Below are 16,963 nucleotides of genomic sequence, written 5' to 3'. Positions count from 1 at the left end.
CCCCGAGGCCCTGCTGAAGATCCACCGCCCCCACACCGAGGCGGACATCGAGGGTGCCCGGGATCGCCTCAAGTGGGACGAGGCCTTCGTCCTCCAGGTCGCCCTCGCCCGCCGCCGGCACACCGACACCCAACTCCCCGCCGTGGCCCGCCGCCCCACCCCGGACGGCCTCCTCACCGCCTTCGACGCCCGCCTCCCGTTCACCCTGACCGAGGGCCAGCAGAAGGTCTCCCGGGAGATCTTCGACGACCTCGCCACCGAACACCCGATGCACCGCCTGCTCCAGGGTGAGGTGGGCTCCGGAAAGACGATGGTGGCCCTGCGTGCCATGCTCGCCGTGGTGGACGCCGGTGGGCAGGCGGCGATGCTCGCGCCGACCGAGGTGCTCGCCCAGCAGCACCACCGGTCGGTGACGGAGATGATGGGCGAGCTGGCCGAGGGCGGCATGCTGGGCGGCGCCGAGCACGCCACCAAGGTGGTGCTGCTCACCGGTTCGATGGGCGCGGCCGCCCGCCGTCAGGCGCTCCTCGACCTGGTCACCGGCGAGGCCGGCATCGTCATCGGCACCCATGCGCTGATCGAGGACAAGGTGCAGTTCCACGACCTGGGCCTGGTCGTCGTCGACGAACAGCACCGCTTCGGCGTGGAGCAGCGCGACGCCCTGCGAGGCAAGGGCAAGCAGCCGCCGCACCTCCTCGTCATGACCGCCACGCCCATCCCGCGCACGGTCGCCATGACCGTCTTCGGCGACCTGGAGACCTCGGTCCTCGACCAACTCCCCGCGGGCCGCTCGCCGATCGCCAGCCATGTCGTCCCCGCCGCCGACAAGCCGCACTTCCTCGCCCGCGCCTGGGAGCGGGTCCGCGAGGAGGTGGAGAACGGCCACCAGGCGTACGTCGTCTGCCCCCGCATCGGCGACGACATCGACGAACAGACCGGCCCGGGGAAGAGCAAGAAGTCCCCGGAGGACGAGGCCGAGAAGCGGCCGCCGCTCGCCGTCCTCGACATCGCCGACCAGCTCACCCAGGGCCCTCTGCGCGGCCTCCAGGTCGAGGTCCTGCACGGCCGTATGCACCCGGACGACAAGGACGCGGTCATGCGTCGCTTCGCCGCCGGTGAGACCAAGGTCCTGGTGGCGACCACGGTCATCGAGGTCGGTGTCAACGTCCCGAACGCCACGGCGATGGTCATCATGGACGCCGACCGCTTCGGCGTCTCCCAGCTCCACCAGCTCCGCGGCCGCGTCGGCCGGGGTTCCGCCCCCGGCCTCTGCCTCCTGGTCACGGAGATGCCCGAGGCCAGCGCCGCCCGCCAGCGCCTGGGCGCCGTCGCCTCGACCCTCGACGGCTTCGAACTCTCCCGTATCGACCTCGAACAGCGCCGCGAGGGCGACGTCCTCGGCCAGGCCCAGTCCGGCGCCCGCACCAGCCTGCGCATGCTCACTGTCATCGACGACGAGGAGATCATCGCGGAGGCGAGGGAGGAGGCGGCGTCGGTGGTGGCCGCCGACCCGGAGCTGGAGTCCTTCCCGGGCCTGAGAACGGCCCTGGACGCCCTCCTGGACGAGGAGAGGGAGCAGTACCTGGAGAAGGGCTGAGGAGAGGGCCGCACGGGCAGGGCCGGTGCCGTATGTGGCCTCACCCCGCTCCCCGTACCGGCGGCAGGCGCCCGTGCCTCCCCGCCTGACAGACTGGAGTCGTAGCCGCCCCCTCCTCCAAGGACCCAAGATGACCCGCGTGATCGCCGGCGCAGCCGGCGGACGCCGCCTGGCCGTCCCGCCAGGGAACGGCACCCGCCCCACCTCCGATCGCGCACGCGAGGGCCTCTTCTCCACCTGGCAGGCCCTCCTCGGCGGCCCCCTCGACGGCGAACGCGTCCTCGACCTCTACGCAGGCTCCGGAGCCGTGGGCCTGGAGGCCCTCTCCCGCGGCGCCGCCCACACCCTCCTCGTCGAGGCCGACGCCCGCGCCGCCCGGACGGTCCGCGACAACGTCCGGACGCTCGGCCTCCCCGGCGCCGAGGTGAGGTCGGGCAAAGCGGAACAGATCATCCAGGGCCCGGCGCCCCAGGAGCCGTACGACATCGTCTTCCTCGACCCCCCGTACGCCGTCCCGGACGACGATCTTCGGGAGATCCTGCTCACACTCCGTACGGGAGGCTGGCTCGCCGAGGAAGCGCTCGTCACCGTGGAGCGCAGCACCAGAGGCGGTGAATTCGCCTGGCCGACCGGTTTCGAAGCGCTCCGGGCCCGTCGTTACGGCGAGGGAACGTTTTGGTACGGTCGCGCCGCCTCTACGTGCGAAGACGCACGATGACCGGACCGGAGAGCGAGGGATCCCAAGTGCGCCGCGCCGTCTGTCCCGGGTCGTTCGACCCCATCACCAATGGACACCTCGACATCATTGGCCGCGCCTCCAAGCTGTACGACGAGGTCTATGTCGCGGTGATGATCAACAAGTCGAAGAAGGGCCTGTTCGAGGTGGAGGAGCGGATCGACCTCATCCGCGAGGTCACCGCCGAGTACGCGAACGTACGGGTCGAGGCCTTCCACGGTCTCCTCGTCGACTTCTGCAAGCAGCGCGACATCCCCGCCATCGTCAAGGGCCTCCGCGCCGTCAGCGACTTCGACTACGAGCTGCAGATGGCCCAGATGAACATCGGTCTCTCGGGCATCGAGACCCTCTTCGTCCCCACCAACCCCACCTACAGCTTCCTGTCGTCCTCGCTGGTCAAGGAGGTCGCCACCTGGGGCGGCGACGTCTCCCACCTGGTGCCCCCCGTCGTCCTCGAAGCCCTGACCGAACGCCTGCGCCGCGACTAGAACACCCCGTCGCGGGACCCGCTCACGGGGCCCGCGCGGGACCGGTCACGCCACCCGGTGTCCGGTGGTCCTCCACTGGCCGTACAGTCGATCCGACCGTCTCCAACACAGCTGTAGAGAGTGGCGAGCACACGGTGGACCACACGGTGGACGTGCAGAAGAAGCTCGACGAGATCGTCTCGGTGGTCTCCGGCGCCCGATCCATGCCCATGTCGGCCTCGTGCGTGGTCAACCGCGCCGAACTGCTCTCGCTGCTCGATGAGCTGCGCGCGGCCCTGCCCGACTCCCTCGCCCAGGCGCAGGAGTTGATCGGGGACCGCGACCACATGGTCGAACGGGCCCGCCAGGAGGCCGAGCGGATCATCGAGTCGGCCCACGCCGAGCGCGGCTCCCTGATCTCCGACACCGAGGTCGCCCGCCGCTCCCAGAACGAGGCCGACCGCATCCTCACCGAGGCCCGCCAGGAGGCCGAGGACATTCGCGCCGAGGCCGACGACTACGTCGACTCCAAGCTCGCCAACTTCGAGGTCGTCCTCACCAAGACCCTCGGCTCGGTCGGCCGCGGCCGCGAGAAGCTCCTCGGCACCGGCCCCGGCCTCGACGAGCAGGGCTATGAGGACGAGGACGCCCCCGAGCGCAGCCACGACCCCGAGACCCTCCGCCGCGACGCGGACGCCTACGTGGACGCCAAGCTCGGCGCCTTCGAGGCCGTCCTCGCCAAGACCCTGGAGGCCGTCGGCCGCGGCCGCCAGAAGCTCCACGGCCGGATCGCCACCGACGACCTCGGCGCCCTCGCCCTGAACGACGACGGCACCTCCCCGAGGCCCACCAGCGACGCCGACTACCTGGCCGAGCTGGCCGCCTTCTCCCAGAACCCCGCCGACCGGTCCCGCGAGGTCCCGGAGCAGTCGCCCTACGCCCCGCAGCAGGACGCTTACGGGGCGACGGCCTACCAGCAGGACCAGTACGGCGGCTACCAGCAGCAGTACGCCCAACCCCAGCAGGCGGCGGACCCCTACGGTTACCAGCAGGCCGACCCGTACGCCGTGGGCTACCCGCAGCAGCCCTCGTACGACCCGAACCAGCAGCAGCTGGATCAGCAGCACCAGGACCAGCAGGGTCATCAGGGGTACGCGCAGCCCCCGGCGAACGCGCTCGACGAGACGAGTCTCTTCGACACCACGATGATCACAGCGGAGCAGTTGCGCCGCTACGAGCAGGGCCGCTGACAGCGGATTGGGCCGATAGCGAAAGGTCCAGTATCCTGGCTGTTCGGTCGCGCGTGCGTTCATGCTGTCCGCAGAAGACGCCCGCGATCGTGCGCTGCCCGGAACACCGGGGCGGCGCCCTCCCCCGGATTCGAAGATCGAAAGTTGACATGGCTCTGAACGCCCGTCTCGACCACCGCAACCCCCTCGTGTTCGACACGCACGAGCTGGGTCGGCGGCCGGGTGCGATGCAGCGCCTGACGCGTTCGGTCGACGCTCCCAAGGATCTGGGGATCAAGAGCGTCATCGGAGTGCCGGAAGGCGCGCCGGTGGAACTCGAACTCCGCCTGGAGTCGGTCTTGGAAGGGGTGCTCGTCACAGGCACCGCCCGTGCCAAGGCCCAGGGGGAGTGCGTAAGGTGTCTGGAGCCGCTGGAGCTGGAGCTCGAAGCGGACTTCCAGGAGATGTTCTCGTACCCCGACGCCGACGAGCGGGGCCGCGTGATCGCGGAGCCCGACACCGACGCCGAGGACGACGAGGACAGGCTCTTCCTCGAGGACGGCCTGTTCGACCTCGAGCCCGTGCTGCGGGACGCGGTGGTGCTCGCACTGCCGATGCAGCCGGTGTGCCAGGACGACTGCCCCGGCCTGTGCTCCGAATGCGGAGCGCGGCTCGCGGACGACCCGGACCACCACCATGACGCCGTCGACATCCGTTGGGCGGCACTGCAGGGACTCGCCGGTTCACTCGAAGATGGCGAGAAGGACGAGATGAGCGGCGGCGCGCCTCAGTCAGCACGCGCCGACGAGAAGCAGGAGAAGTAGCCGTGGCTGTTCCGAAGCGGAAGATGTCGCGCAGCAACACGCGCCACCGCCGGTCGCAGTGGAAGGCTGCGGTCCCCACCCTGGTTGCGTGCGAGCGCTGCCACGAGCCCAAGCAGCAGCACATCGCGTGCCCGTCTTGCGGCACCTACAACAAGCGCCAGGTCCTCGAGGTCTGAGCGGCTGGTGAGAGGCTCCATGTCTGACGCCAAGGCGGACACCAACGCCAAGAAAAAGGCGGACACCACAGCCTCGTCCCACACGCTTCTGGAAGGGCGGCTCGGCTACAAGCTCGAGTCCGCCCTTCTGGTGCGCGCACTCACCCACCGTTCGTACGCGTACGAGAACGGCGGTCTGCCCACCAACGAGCGGCTGGAGTTCCTCGGTGACTCCGTCCTCGGCCTCGTGGTCACGGACACGCTGTACCGCACCCACCCCGACCTGCCCGAAGGCCAGCTGGCCAAGTTGCGGGCCGCGGTGGTCAACTCTCGTGCGCTGGCGGAGGTGGGCCGTGGGCTCGACCTCGGCTCCTTCATCCGGCTCGGCCGCGGTGAAGAGGGCACAGGCGGCCGGGACAAGGCGTCCATCCTCGCCGACACCCTCGAAGCGGTGATCGGTGCGGTCTATCTCGACCAGGGACTGGACTCGGCGGCGGAGCTGGTGCACCGCCTGTTCGACCCGCTGATCGAGAAGTCCTCGAACCTCGGTGCCGGCCTGGACTGGAAGACCAGTCTCCAGGAGCTCACCGCGACCGAGGGGCTCGGCGTACCCGAGTACCTGGTCACGGAGACCGGCCCTGACCACGAGAAGACCTTCACCGCTGCCGCCCGCGTCGGAGGCGTCTCGTACGGCACCGGCACCGGCCGCAGCAAGAAGGAAGCGGAGCAGCAGGCGGCCGAGTCCGCCTGGCGCGCGATCCGCGCCGCGGCGGACGAGCGGGCGAAGGCGGCGGCGGAGGCCACAGAGGCCGCGGAAGCCGCCGCGCGGGCCGCCGAGACCGAGGGCGCGCCCTCGGACGCCGCGTCGGCCTGACACTTCGGTGCCCCCTCTCGGGGGCTGCCGCCCCCTCACCCCCGCTGGGGGTGAGGGGGCGGCTTCCGTACGTCGTCGCGTGCGGCCCGTCCTCGGGCTGGTCGCGCATTTCCCCGCGCCCCTAAAGCACCGGGTACCCCCCTGGTCTTTCAGGGGCGCGGGGAACTGCGCGAGCAACCACGAAGCACCCGCAACCGCCCCACGACAACAACCCACTCTCTCTCGGCTCACCCTCCGGAGGACCCCGTGCCAGAACTGCCCGAGGTCGAGGTCGTCCGGCGGGGACTGCAGCGGTGGGTCGCCCAGCGCACCGTCGCCGATGTCGAGGTGCTGCACCCGCGGGCGATCCGGCGGCATCTGGCCGGCCCCGAGGACTTCGCGCACCGGCTCAAGGGGCACCGCATCGGTGAGCCGAGCCGGCGCGGCAAGTATCTGTGGCTGCCCGTCGCGGACACCGGGACCGCCGTCCTCGCCCACCTCGGCATGAGCGGCCAACTGCTCGTGCAGCCGCACGACGCGGCCGACGAGAAGCACCTGAGGATCCGGGTCCGCTTCGCGGACGACCTGGGCACCGAACTCCGCTTCGTCGACCAACGCACCTTCGGCGGCCTGTCGTTGCACGACACCACCCCCGACGGTCTGCCGGACGTCATCGCGCACATCGCCCGCGACCCCCTGGACCCGCTGTTCGACGCGGAGGCGTTCCACCAGGCGCTGCGCCGCAAGCGCACCACCATCAAACGGGCCCTGCTCGACCAGTCGTTGATCAGCGGCGTCGGCAACATCTACGCCGACGAGGCGCTGTGGCGCGCGCGGATCCACTACGAACGCCCGACCGCCGGTTTCACCCGCCCTCGCACCACCGAACTCCTCGGCCACGTACGGGACGTGATGAACGCCGCCCTCTCGGTGGGCGGCACGAGCTTCGACAGCCTCTACGTCAACGTCAACGGCGAGTCGGGGTACTTCGACCGCTCCCTGGACGCGTACGGGCGCGAGGGGCTGCCCTGCCGCCGCTGTGCCACACCGATGCGGCGGCGGCCCTGGATGAACCGCTCCAGCTACTTCTGCCCGACGTGTCAGCGGCCCCCGCGGGCCTCGTCGTAGCGCGCCCGAGCCCGCAGCACGTCCTCCATGCGCTCCTCCACACAGACGATGAGGGAGAGCAGCCGCTCGGAGACCTCGTGGCCGAGCGGAGTGAGGGTGTAGTCGACGCGTGGCGGGTTCGTGGGCTGGGCCTCACGGTGGACCAGCCCGTCGCGCTCCAGCGCGTGCAGGGTCTGGGAGAGCATCTTCTCGCTGACGCCGTCGACGCGCCGCCGCAGCTCGTTGAAGCGCAGCGACCCCTCGTGCAGCGCGCCCAGCGTGAGCGCGCCCCAGCGGCCGGTGACGTGCTCCAGGGTGCCCCGGGAGGGACAGTTCCTGGCGAAGACGTCGAAAGCCAGGTCGTCGAAGTCCCGGTCGTCCGCATCCGCGGAGGCCTGCGCGGGCGTCACGGCGGTCTGCGCGGCTGATTCCATACCCCGAGAATACTCCGAAGCAGCGCTAACCATAAGGTTGCACTAACTGATGGTTAGCGCTCGCTCGGTCCGCGGAGACGGGAGGCGGGGGCCCGGAAGCCCTCGCAGGGTCGGTTCAGTAGCCGAAGTCCTGGGTCCACCACGGGCCGCCGTCGCCCAGGTGCACTCCCACGCCCAGCGTCTTGAAGTCGCAGTTCAGGATGTTCGCGCGGTGGCCGGGGCTGTTCATCCAGGCCTCCATGACCGCCTCGGCGGTGGCCTGGCCGCGGGCTATGTTCTCGCCGCCGAGGCCGGTGATCCCGAGGGCGGCGGCACGGTCCCAGGGGTCCTTGCCGTCGGGGTCGGTGTGGTCGAAGAAGCTGCGCAGGGCCATGTCCTCGCTGAACACCTCGGCCAGCTTCGCCAGCGAGCTGTCCGCCGCGACCGGGTTGCAGCCGGCCTTCGCCCGCTCCTCGTTCACCAGCTGGAGGACGGCCGCCTCGGCCTGGGTCGCCGCGGAGATCTGCCCCGGAGGAGTGGTCTTCTCCTCCTTCTGCTTGGGGGGCTTGGCGGACGGCTCCTTGGTCTTCTCGGAGCCCGCGTCCTTCTCCGGCTTCTTCTCGGGCTTCTCGGACGGCGTCTTCGACGGGGCCGGGGTCGCCGACGGGGAGGCCTCGCGCTCGGCGTCGCGGCTCGTGGACTGGTCCTCGCGCTGCTGCGCGGCGCCGTCCGTGCCGCCCTGCTGGGCGGGCGCGCCCGTGGGCGAGCCGGCGGGCACCACGGCGTCGGGGCTGCTGCCACCACTGACGGTGTACTTGTCGCCGCCCGGCAGGACCCCGGTCGCCACCGCGGCGGTGCCGATCGCGACGGCCGCGGAGACGCCCAGCAGGCCCGTCTTCACAGGCGTCACGGCCTTCTTCTTACGACGACGCGAACCGCCCCCGCGCGACGCGGCCTGGGCGTCGGCCTCCAGGAACTCGGCGAACCCGTACAGGTTCTCGGGCCCGTAGTGCGGCTCCTCGGCGGCGAAGCCCGTGTTCGTGACCCCGGTGGCGCGGCCCCTGGCGGCGCGGCCGGCGGCGGAGCGTCGGTGGCGTCCCATGTTCTGGCCTTCCTCGTCCTTGCGGTGTCCCTGCGTCAACGTTGGGGGGTGCTGTCAACGTTGTGATCGTCGTCTTCACGAATCTCACACGAAGGAGTGAGTTTCATATGAGATTCATTGGGTGGGGACGGTACAGCATGGCGCCAGGGGAGGGTGAGACCCGGGAGACATTGGCCCGTTAGCGTGCACTCATGAGCGAGGATGTGCGACTGGTCGCGTGGGTGCGTGGACGGGTACAAGGTGTGGGTTTCCGCTGGTTCACCCGGGCCAGGGCCCTGGAGATCGGGGGCCTGAGTGGTTTTGCTCTCAATTTGGCCGACGGACGGGTGCAGGTGGTCGCCGAGGGCCCCCGGAGGGCGTGTCAAGGGCTGCTGGAGTGGCTCCAGAGTGACGACACGCCCGGGCGCGTGGACGGCGTCACCGAGATCTGGGACACACCTCGCGGTGGTTACGAGGGCTTCGCCATCCGCTGACGCCGACCGCGAAGCGCGGTGAACGCGAGGGGCAGGGTGCGCCACAGGCATATGCCAGGTGCATGTACAGAACAGAAATGTGCAGGTGGTTGCCAAGGAGGTGTCGTCATGGCAAGCTCCGCGACAAGGATGATCCCCTCGCCCCCACGGCCAGGAGAGGCCCCGGAACCGCCGCAGCGCCGCCCGTTCAGGGCCGCGCGCCACCGGGATGCCCGCCAATACGGGGCGTGATCGTGTTGACCGTCAAACTTTTTGGTGAGACGCTGAAAGCCCCGCGCACCTTAGCTGTTTGGCATGGAGAACGGCAGCAAAAACTCAACAGTGCCAAGCACCACGGGTGCGATTCCCTCACGACCCACACCGCTTCGGTCGGTCACTCATTGTGGAGGACCATCCATCATGGCAAAGGCGCTTCTCGGTTACGTCGGCGGCTCCGACCCGCGACTCCTCGCCGAGATGCGACGGCTCCAGCAGCGTGTCCAGGACCTGGAATCCGAGCTCGTACGGATCCAGGCGGAGAACGACGCGCTGACGGCTGCCGCTTCTCACGACTCGCTTATGGAGAGCATCGACGCACACCAGGCGGAGCCTGCGCTCACCTGATCACTGCATCGCATCGCATCACTACGACAGCAGTGGTTGGGCCGCCCGTATCAACCGCTAAGTTGTCAGATCTGCAAGGGACGCCTTCCTGAGGCGTCCCTTCTTTCTTCCCCCGCGCTTCAAAGTTCTTCCACCCTCTTAACGTCTGATGTGCCCTGCGTGTTCATGGGCGAAACCGCGCGCTCATGGAGTGAGACAAGGCCGAGAGGTAAAGTCCAGCGCCGTGCACCTCAAGGCCCTGACCCTCCGCGGGTTCAAGTCGTTCGCCTCGGCCACCACGCTCCGGTTCGAGCCGGGCATCACGTGCGTCGTCGGGCCGAACGGTTCGGGCAAGTCCAACGTCGTGGACGCGCTCAGCTGGGTCATGGGCGAGCAGGGCGCGAAGTCGCTGCGCGGCGGCAAGATGGAGGACGTCATCTTCGCCGGCACCACCGGGCGGCCGCCGCTCGGCCGCGCCGAGGTGTCCCTGACCATCGACAACTCCGACGGGGCCCTGCCCATCGAGTACTCCGAGGTCACCATCACGCGGATCATGTTCCGCAACGGCGGCAGCGAGTACCAGATCAACGGCGACACCTGCCGGCTCCTCGACATCCAGGAACTGCTGTCCGACTCCGGCATCGGCCGCGAGATGCACGTCATCGTCGGCCAGGGCCAGCTCGACTCGGTGCTGCACGCCGACCCCATGGGCCGCCGCGCCTTCATCGAGGAGGCCGCCGGCGTCCTCAAGCACCGCAAGCGCAAGGAGAAGGCGCTGCGGAAGCTGGACGCCATGCAGGCCAACCTGGCCCGCGTCCAGGACCTCACCGACGAACTCCGCCGCCAGCTCAAACCCCTCGGCCGCCAGGCCGCCGTCGCCCGCCGAGCCGCCGTCATCCAGGCCGACCTCCGCGACGCCCGCCTCCGCCTCCTCGCCGACGACCTCGTCCGGCTGCGCCAGGCGCTCAGCAACGAGATCGCCGACGAGGCCGCGCTCAAGCAGCGCAAGGAGGCCGCCGAGACGGAGCTGAAGAAGGCGCTCCAACGGGAGGCGGTCCTGGAGGACGAGGTGCGCCGGCTCACCCCGCGCCTCCAGCGGGCCCAGGAGACCTGGTACGAACTGTCGCAGCTCGCCGAGCGGGTGCGCGGCACGATCTCCCTCGCCGATGCCCGCGTCAAGAGCGCCACCTCCGCCCCGCCCGAGGAGCGTCGTGGGCGCGACCCCGAGGACATGGAGCGCGAGGCCGCCCGGATCCGGGAGCAGGAGGCCGAGCTCGAAGCGGCCCTCGAAGCCGCCGAGCATGCCCTGGAGGACACGGTCGCCCACCGGGCCGACCTGGAGCGGGAGCTGGCCCTCGAGGAACGGCGTCTGAAGGACGTCGCCCGCTCCATCGCCGACCGCCGCGAGAGCCTCGCCCGTCTCGGCGGGCAGGTCAACGCCGCCCGCTCCCGCGCCGCCTCCGCACGCGCCGAGATCGACCGGCTCGCCGCCGCCCGCGACGAGGCACAAGACCGCGCCGTCGCCGCCCAGGAGGAGTACGAGGCACTGAAGGCCGAGGTCGACGGCCTCGACGCCGACGACACCGAGCTGGCCGAGCGGCACGAGGCCGCCAAGCGCGCCCTCGCCGACGCGGAGTCCGCCCTCACCGCCGCCCGCGAGGCGACCACCGCCGCCGAGCGCCGCCGCGCCGCCACCCAGGCCCGCCACGAGGCCCTCGCTCTGGGCCTGCGCCGCAAGGACGGCACGGGCGCCCTGCTCGCCGCGAAGGACCGGCTCGGCGGCCTGCTGGGCCCGGCCGCGGAACTGCTGACCGTGACGCCCGGCCACGAGGTCGCCCTGGCGGCCGCGTTCGGCGCGGCGGCCGACGCGATCGCCGTGACCAGCCCCGTGGCGGCCGCCGAGGCCATCCGGCTGCTCCGCAAGCAGGACGCGGGCCGCGCCTCCCTGCTGCTGGCGGGAGCACCGGAGGACCCCGCGGCCCCGAGGGGCGACGGCCCGACCGGCCCCGGCACACCCGTGGACCACGGTCGTCCCCTCGCGGCACCCCCCTCCGGCCACTTCGCCACCGACCTCGTCCGAGGCCCCTCCGACCTCATGCCCGCCGTACGCCGCCTGCTCCACGGCATCGTCGTGGTCGGCACCCTGGAGGACGCCGAGGACCTCGTCTATGCGCGCCCCGACCTCACCGCCGTCACCGCCGAGGGCGATCTGCTCGGCGCCCACTTCGCGCACGGCGGCTCCGCGGGCGCGCCCAGCCTCCTGGAGGTGCAGGCATCCGTCGACGAGGCGGCGGCGGAGCTGGAGGAGCTGGCCGTACGGTGCGAGGAGCTGGCCGAGGCCCAGCAGGCCGCGGTCGCAGCGCGCCGGGAGCGGGCCGCGCTCGTGGAGGAGCTGGGGGAGCGGCGCCGGGCGGCCGAGCGGGAGAAGTCGGCGGTCGCCCAGCAGCTCGGGCGGCTCGCCGGGCAGGCGCGGGGCGCCGCAGGGGAGGCCGAGCGGTCCACCGCCGCTGCCGCACGGGCCCAGGAGGCGCTCGACAGGGCCGTCGAAGAAGCCGAGGAGCTGGCCGAGCGGCTGGCCGTGGCCGAGGAGATGCCGGTCGAGGAGGAGCCCGACACCTCCGTACGGGACCGGCTCGCGGCGGACGGGGCCAACGCGCGGCAGACCGAGATGGAGGCCCGGCTCCAGGTGCGCACGCACGAGGAGCGGGTTAAGGGGCTGGCCGGACGCGCCGACTCGCTGGACCGGGCCGCGCGCGCCGAACGGGAGGCGCGGGCCAGGGCCGAGCAGCGCAGGGCGCGGCTGCGGCACGAGGCAACCGTCGCCGAGGCCGTCGCCTCCGGGGCCCGGCAGCTGCTCGCGCACGTGGAGGTCTCCCTGGTCCGCGCCGAGCAGGAACGTGCCGCCGCCGACGCCGCCAAGGCACGCCGGGAGCAGGAGCTGGCGCGGGCGCGCACCGAGGGGCGCGATCTCAAGGCCGAGCTGGACAAACTGACGGACTCGGTGCACCGGGGCGAGGTGCTCGGCGCCGAGAAGCGGCTGCGGATAGAGCAGCTGGAGACCAAGGCGCTGGAGGAGCTGGGCGTCGAACCGGAGGGCCTGGTCGCGGAGTACGGTCCCGACCAACTCGTACCGCCGTCACCGCCCGCCGAGGGCGAGGTGCTCCCTGAGGACCCGGAGCATCCCCGCAACCAGCCGAGGACGTTCCACCGGGCCGAGCAGGAGAAGCGGCTCAGGGCGGCCGAGCGGGCGTACCAGCAGCTCGGCAAGGTCAATCCGCTGGCGCTGGAGGAGTTCGCGGCGTTGGAGGAACGGCACCAGTTCCTCAGTGAGCAGCTGGACGACCTGAAGAAGACCCGCGCCGATCTGCTCCAGGTGGTGAAGGAGGTCGACGAGCGGGTCGAGCAGGTCTTCACCGAGGCCTACTGGGACACCGCGCGGGAGTTCGAGGGGGTCTTCAGCCGGCTCTTCCCGGGCGGCGAGGGGCGGCTGATCCTCACCGACCCCGACAACATGCTCACCACTGGCGTCGATGTCGAGGCCCGCCCGCCCGGCAAGAAGGTCAAGCGGCTGTCGCTGCTCTCCGGCGGCGAGCGCTCGCTGACCGCCGTCGCCATGCTGGTGTCGATCTTCAAGGCGCGGCCCAGCCCGTTCTATGTGATGGACGAGGTCGAGGCGGCGCTCGACGACACCAACCTCCAGCGGCTGATCCGCATCATGCAGGAGCTGCAGGAGGCGTCCCAGCTCATCGTGATCACGCACCAGAAGCGGACGATGGAGGTCGCCGACGCGCTGTACGGCGTGTCGATGCAGGGCGACGGTGTGTCGAAGGTCATCAGCCAGCGGCTGCGTTAACCGTTTTCGAGTCGGGGTAAACGGGGTCCGAGCGCGTGGTTGCCTCGGGCCCCTAACGCTGCTGCCACGGTTGCCATTTCTTCAATACTTGAACTCAATCTTCGCATCTACTGTCATCAGTCGGGCAAACGCTTTCCCTCATCCCCTCTTGACTTCGAAACTTGAAGGCTTAGTCTCTGCAACGTTGTCTTTACCTTCAGAGCGGAAGGTCCCCCCACGTGACCAGCACAGCGCAGGCGTCGACGACAGGAGCCCGGGCAGCCCATCCCGAGCATCTCTCGCACGTGATCTTCATCGCGGCGGCGGCCGCCATGGGCGGCTTCCTCTTCGGCTACGACAGCGCCGTGATCAACGGCGCCGTCGAAGCCATCAGGGACCGCTACGACATCGGCTCCACAGCCCTGGCCCAGGTGATCGCCATCGCGCTGATCGGCTGCGCCATCGGCGCGGCCACCGCCGGCCGCATAGCCGACCGCATCGGCCGGATCCGCTGCATGCAGATCGCGGCGGCCCTCTTCACGGTCAGCGCCGTCGGCTCCGCACTGCCCTTCGCGCTGTGGGACCTCGCCTTCTGGCGCGTCGTCGGCGGCTTCGCCATCGGCATGGCCTCGGTGATCGGCCCCGCCTACATCGCCGAGGTCGCCCCCGCCGCCTACCGGGGACGGCTCGGCTCGTTCCAGCAGGCCGCGATCGTCGTCGGCATCGCCGTGTCGCAGCTGGTCAACTGGGGAATCCTCAACGCCGCCGACGGCGACCAGCGCGGTCGGCTGCTGGGCCTGGAGGCCTGGCAGGTCATGCTCGGCGTCATGGTCGTCCCGGCCGTCCTCTACGGCCTGCTCTCCTTCGCCATCCCCGAGTCCCCCCGCTTCCTGATCTCCGTCGGAAAGCACGAGCGCGCCCGTGAGGTGCTCACCGAGGTCGAGGGCGACGGCGCCGACCTGGACGCACGGGTCGCCGAGATCGAGTCGGCCATGCGCCGGGAGCACAAGTCGTCCTTCAAGGACCTGCTCGGCGGCAGCCTCCTGTTCAAGCCGATCGTGTGGATCGGTATCGGCCTGTCGGTGTTCCAGCAGTTCGTCGGCATCAACGTCGCCTTCTACTACTCCGCGACGCTGTGGCAGTCCGTGGGCGTCGACCCGACCGAGTCGTTCTTCTACTCCTTCACGACGTCGATCATCAACATCGTCGGCACGGTCATCGCGATGATCTTCGTGGACCGCGTCGGCCGCAAGCCGCTCGCCCTCATCGGCTCCGTCGGCATGGTCCTCGGCCTCGCGCTGGAGGCCTGGGCCTTCTCCTACGACCTCGTCGACGGCAGGCTCCCGGCCACCCAGGGCTGGGTCGCCCTGATCGCCGCCCATGTCTTCGTCCTGTTCTTCGCCCTGTCCTGGGGTGTGGTCGTCTGGGTCATGCTCGGCGAGATGTTCCCGAACAAGATCCGCGCCGCCGCCCTGGGCGTGGCCGCCTCCGCGCAGTGGATCGCCAACTGGGCCATCACCGCGAGCTTTCCGTCCCTGGCCGACTGGAACCTCTCCGTGACCTATGTGATCTACACGGTCTTCGCCGCGCTCTCCATCCCGTTCGTCCTGAAGTTCGTCAAGGAGACGAAGGGCAAGTCGCTGGAGGAGATGGGCTGAGACGCAGGCCCCCGAACCCGAGGAGCAGGGCCAAGTCCCCGCTGCCCCGCTCCTCGTGCCCCGCCGTCGCCCCGGCCCGACCACTGAGCGGACCGGGGCGGCGGTGTGTCCGCACCGGGCGGGACGGTCAGCCCTCCAGCCGGGGCAGTACCCGCTCGGCGAACAGCCGCAGCCCCCGCCACCCCTCGTCCACCGGCATCCCGCCCGCGAGCGGATGCAGGACGTAGTTGTCGAGGCCCAGCGCCACACACTCGTCCGGCGTGACGATCCGGTACACGCCCTCGGCGCGCAGCTCGTCCACCGTCGTCGCCCCCGACCGCACGGCCGACCGGATCCCGGCCGACTGCCACGAGGCGTACGTCCGCGCCTCGTGCAGGAAGTGCCCGCCGTACTCGGCCCACGCCCGGTCCGGATCCTCCGCCACATGCAGCAGCGGAGTCTCGGCCGCGGGCATCATCGTCCAGCCCTCGGTGCCGTACTCCACGAGCCGCTCCTTGTAGTACGCCTCCAGCTCCGGCAGGTGCGCGCTCGGGAAGAAGGGCAGCCCGAGACGGGCCGCCCGCCGGGCCGCCGCCTTCGACGAGCCGCCGACCAGCAGCAAAGGATGCGGCTCGGTGGCCGGCCGAGGGGTGACGCGGACCGTGCGCCCCCGATACGTGAAGGGCTCGCCGGTCCACGCCTGCAACAGGGTCTCCAGCACCTCGTCCTGGAGTCTCCCCCTGCGCTTCCAGTCCACGTCGAACTGGGCGTACTCCTCCGGCCGGTACCCGATCCCCGCCACCGTCACCAGCCGCCCGCCGCTCACCAGGTCCAGGACGGCGATCTCCTCGGCCAGCCGCAGCGGGTCGTGGAGCGGGCCGATCACCGCCGACACGGTCACCGCGATCCGCCGCGTCGCCCCGAACACCGCGCCCGCGAACACGAACGGCGCCGGCAGCCAGTTGTTCTCGACCGCGTGGTGCTCCTCCGTCTGCACGGTGCTGATGCCCCGCTCGTCGGCGTACGCCGCCATCTCCACGGCGGCCCGGTAGCGGGCCCCCAGCGCGGCGCGCGTGGCGCCGGGCTCGACCAGATTGAAACGGACGACCGTGACGGGCATGGGGACCCCCTTCGGACGGATGTGGAGGCGGACCTTAGCTGACGCCTCGTCAGGTATCCAGGGGTGTGGCGGCCCGGTGTGGCCCCGTACGGCGATCGAACGCGGCGGGGGGTGGTCGCGCATACTGGTCCCGTTATGGAAATCCTCATCCTTGCTGTAGTCATCGCCGTGGTCGTGCTCGGCGTGCTGGGCGGGCTCGTCGTCGGCAGCCGCAGGAAGAAGCCGCTGCCGCCGGCGCCCCCCACCACACCCGACATCACCGCGCCCCCGGCCGAGCCGCACGTCGGCGACGAGGCCGAGACCCCGCGCGACGAACCGCGCCGAACGATCGAGGAGGTGGACCTCCCGGACGCCTCGGCGACGGCGCCCGTCGCCGTCGAGGAACCCCCGGTCGTGGAGGTTCCCCCGATCGAGGTCCCGGAGCCGACCGCCGGCCGTCTGGTACGGCTGCGCGCCCGGCTCTCCCGCTCGCAGAACGCGCTCGGCAAGGGGCTGCTCACCCTGCTGTCGCGCGAGCACCTCGACGACGAGACCTGGGAGGAGATCGAGGACACCCTCCTCACCGCCGACGTCGGCGNNGCACCCGGACCCCGGTCGAGCTGCGCTCCCTGCTGCGGGAGGAGCTGCTCACGATCCTCGTCCCCGAGTTCGACCGCGCGGTCAACACCGACTCGCCGCTCGACACGCCGGGCATCGTGATGGTCGTCGGCGTCAACGGCACCGGCAAGACCACCACCACCGGCAAGCTGGCCCGGGTCCTCGTCGCCGACGGCAAGAACGTCGTCCTCGGTGCCGCCGACACCTTCCGCGCCGCCGCCGCCGACCAGCTCCAGACC

The 16,963-nt window shown here is 70.8% G+C and carries 15 protein-coding genes and 2 pseudogenes; 14 read left to right on the top strand and 3 right to left on the bottom strand.

The annotated features are described in order from the left end of the window. The 8 genes from AOK23_RS11740 to mutM all read left to right on the top strand — a co-directional run. A partial coding sequence (locus tag AOK23_RS11740; RefSeq protein ID WP_055712666.1) for an ATP-dependent DNA helicase RecG occupies positions 1-1,597 on the top strand: 1,597 nt, incomplete at its 5' end. Between the two features lie 85 nt (positions 1,598-1,682). Continuing rightward, entirely contained in the window at positions 1,683-2,315 is a 633-nt protein-coding gene (rsmD, locus tag AOK23_RS11735) for a 16S rRNA (guanine(966)-N(2))-methyltransferase RsmD (protein WP_257234816.1), read from the top strand. Between the two features lie 26 nt (positions 2,316-2,341). Further along, positions 2,342-2,821, top strand: a complete 480-nt coding sequence (gene coaD / locus AOK23_RS11730; protein WP_055512574.1) for a pantetheine-phosphate adenylyltransferase — start codon at positions 2,342-2,344, stop codon at positions 2,819-2,821. Positions 2,822-2,967: 146 nt separating this feature from the next. After that, positions 2,968-4,050 carry an ATP synthase F0 subunit B gene (locus tag AOK23_RS11725; protein ID WP_206336184.1) on the top strand — a complete coding sequence of 361 codons (1,083 nt, stop codon included), beginning with the start codon at positions 2,968-2,970 and terminating at the stop codon, positions 4,048-4,050. A gap of 149 nt (positions 4,051-4,199) precedes the next feature. Further along, entirely contained in the window at positions 4,200-4,853 is a 654-nt protein-coding gene (locus AOK23_RS11720) for a YceD family protein (protein WP_055712664.1), read from the top strand. A 2-nt stretch (positions 4,854-4,855) separates the two neighbouring features. Beyond that, positions 4,856-5,029, top strand: coding sequence for a 50S ribosomal protein L32 (rpmF, locus tag AOK23_RS11715; RefSeq protein WP_003951102.1), 174 nt, complete (start codon positions 4,856-4,858; stop codon positions 5,027-5,029). 19 nt (positions 5,030-5,048) lie between these two features. Continuing rightward, positions 5,049-5,882, top strand: a complete 834-nt coding sequence (gene rnc, locus AOK23_RS11710) for a ribonuclease III (RefSeq protein ID WP_055712663.1) — start codon at positions 5,049-5,051, stop codon at positions 5,880-5,882. A gap of 246 nt (positions 5,883-6,128) precedes the next feature. Then, positions 6,129-6,989 (top strand): bifunctional DNA-formamidopyrimidine glycosylase/DNA-(apurinic or apyrimidinic site) lyase, encoded by an 861-nt coding sequence (gene mutM / locus AOK23_RS11705; RefSeq protein ID WP_055712662.1) that lies wholly within the window; start codon positions 6,129-6,131, stop codon positions 6,987-6,989. Here mutM and AOK23_RS11700 read toward each other — a convergent pair. Beyond that, complete coding sequence (locus AOK23_RS11700) at positions 6,962-7,402, bottom strand: winged helix-turn-helix transcriptional regulator (protein WP_079049427.1); 441 nt, start codon at positions 7,400-7,402, stop codon at positions 6,962-6,964. The two genes, mutM and AOK23_RS11700, sit on opposite strands and share 28 nt — an antisense overlap. A gap of 115 nt (positions 7,403-7,517) precedes the next feature. Next, positions 7,518-8,483, bottom strand: coding sequence for a CAP domain-containing protein (locus AOK23_RS11695; RefSeq protein ID WP_055712661.1), 966 nt, complete (start codon positions 8,481-8,483; stop codon positions 7,518-7,520). Positions 8,484-8,674: 191 nt separating this feature from the next. Here AOK23_RS11695 and AOK23_RS11690 point away from each other — a divergent pair, with 191 nt between their 5' ends. The 4 genes from AOK23_RS11690 to AOK23_RS11675 all read left to right on the top strand — a co-directional run bounded on the left by AOK23_RS11690 (position 8,675) and on the right by AOK23_RS11675 (position 15,028). Beyond that, on the top strand, positions 8,675-8,956 hold the full coding sequence (locus AOK23_RS11690; RefSeq protein WP_055712660.1) for an acylphosphatase: 282 nt from the start codon (positions 8,675-8,677) through the stop codon (positions 8,954-8,956). 399 nt (positions 8,957-9,355) lie between these two features. Further along, positions 9,356-9,559, top strand: coding sequence for a hypothetical protein (locus tag AOK23_RS11685; protein ID WP_009327638.1), 204 nt, complete (start codon positions 9,356-9,358; stop codon positions 9,557-9,559). 223 nt (positions 9,560-9,782) lie between these two features. Continuing rightward, entirely contained in the window at positions 9,783-13,391 is a 3,609-nt protein-coding gene (smc, locus tag AOK23_RS11680) for a chromosome segregation protein SMC (RefSeq protein WP_055712659.1), read from the top strand. Positions 13,392-13,609: 218 nt separating this feature from the next. After that, positions 13,610-15,028 carry a sugar porter family MFS transporter gene (locus AOK23_RS11675; protein ID WP_055712658.1) on the top strand — a complete coding sequence of 473 codons (1,419 nt, stop codon included), beginning with the start codon at positions 13,610-13,612 and terminating at the stop codon, positions 15,026-15,028. A gap of 127 nt (positions 15,029-15,155) precedes the next feature. On the opposite strand, the gene AOK23_RS11670 is transcribed toward AOK23_RS11675, so the two are convergent. Further along, entirely contained in the window at positions 15,156-16,127 is a 972-nt protein-coding gene (locus AOK23_RS11670) for an LLM class flavin-dependent oxidoreductase (RefSeq protein ID WP_055712657.1), read from the bottom strand. A 135-nt stretch (positions 16,128-16,262) separates the two neighbouring features. Here AOK23_RS11670 and AOK23_RS49665 point away from each other — a divergent pair. Beyond that, positions 16,263-16,704, top strand: a pseudogene (locus AOK23_RS49665) (signal recognition particle receptor subunit alpha); the annotation flags it as partial. Between the two features lie 2 nt (positions 16,705-16,706). After that, positions 16,707-16,963 (top strand): annotated as a pseudogene (locus AOK23_RS49660) (AAA family ATPase); the annotation flags it as partial.

Source organism: Streptomyces torulosus (assembly GCF_001419765.1).
Lineage (GTDB): Bacteria > Actinomycetota > Actinomycetes > Streptomycetales > Streptomycetaceae > Streptomyces > Streptomyces torulosus.
This window is presented reverse-complemented; position numbering and strand designations above follow the sequence as displayed.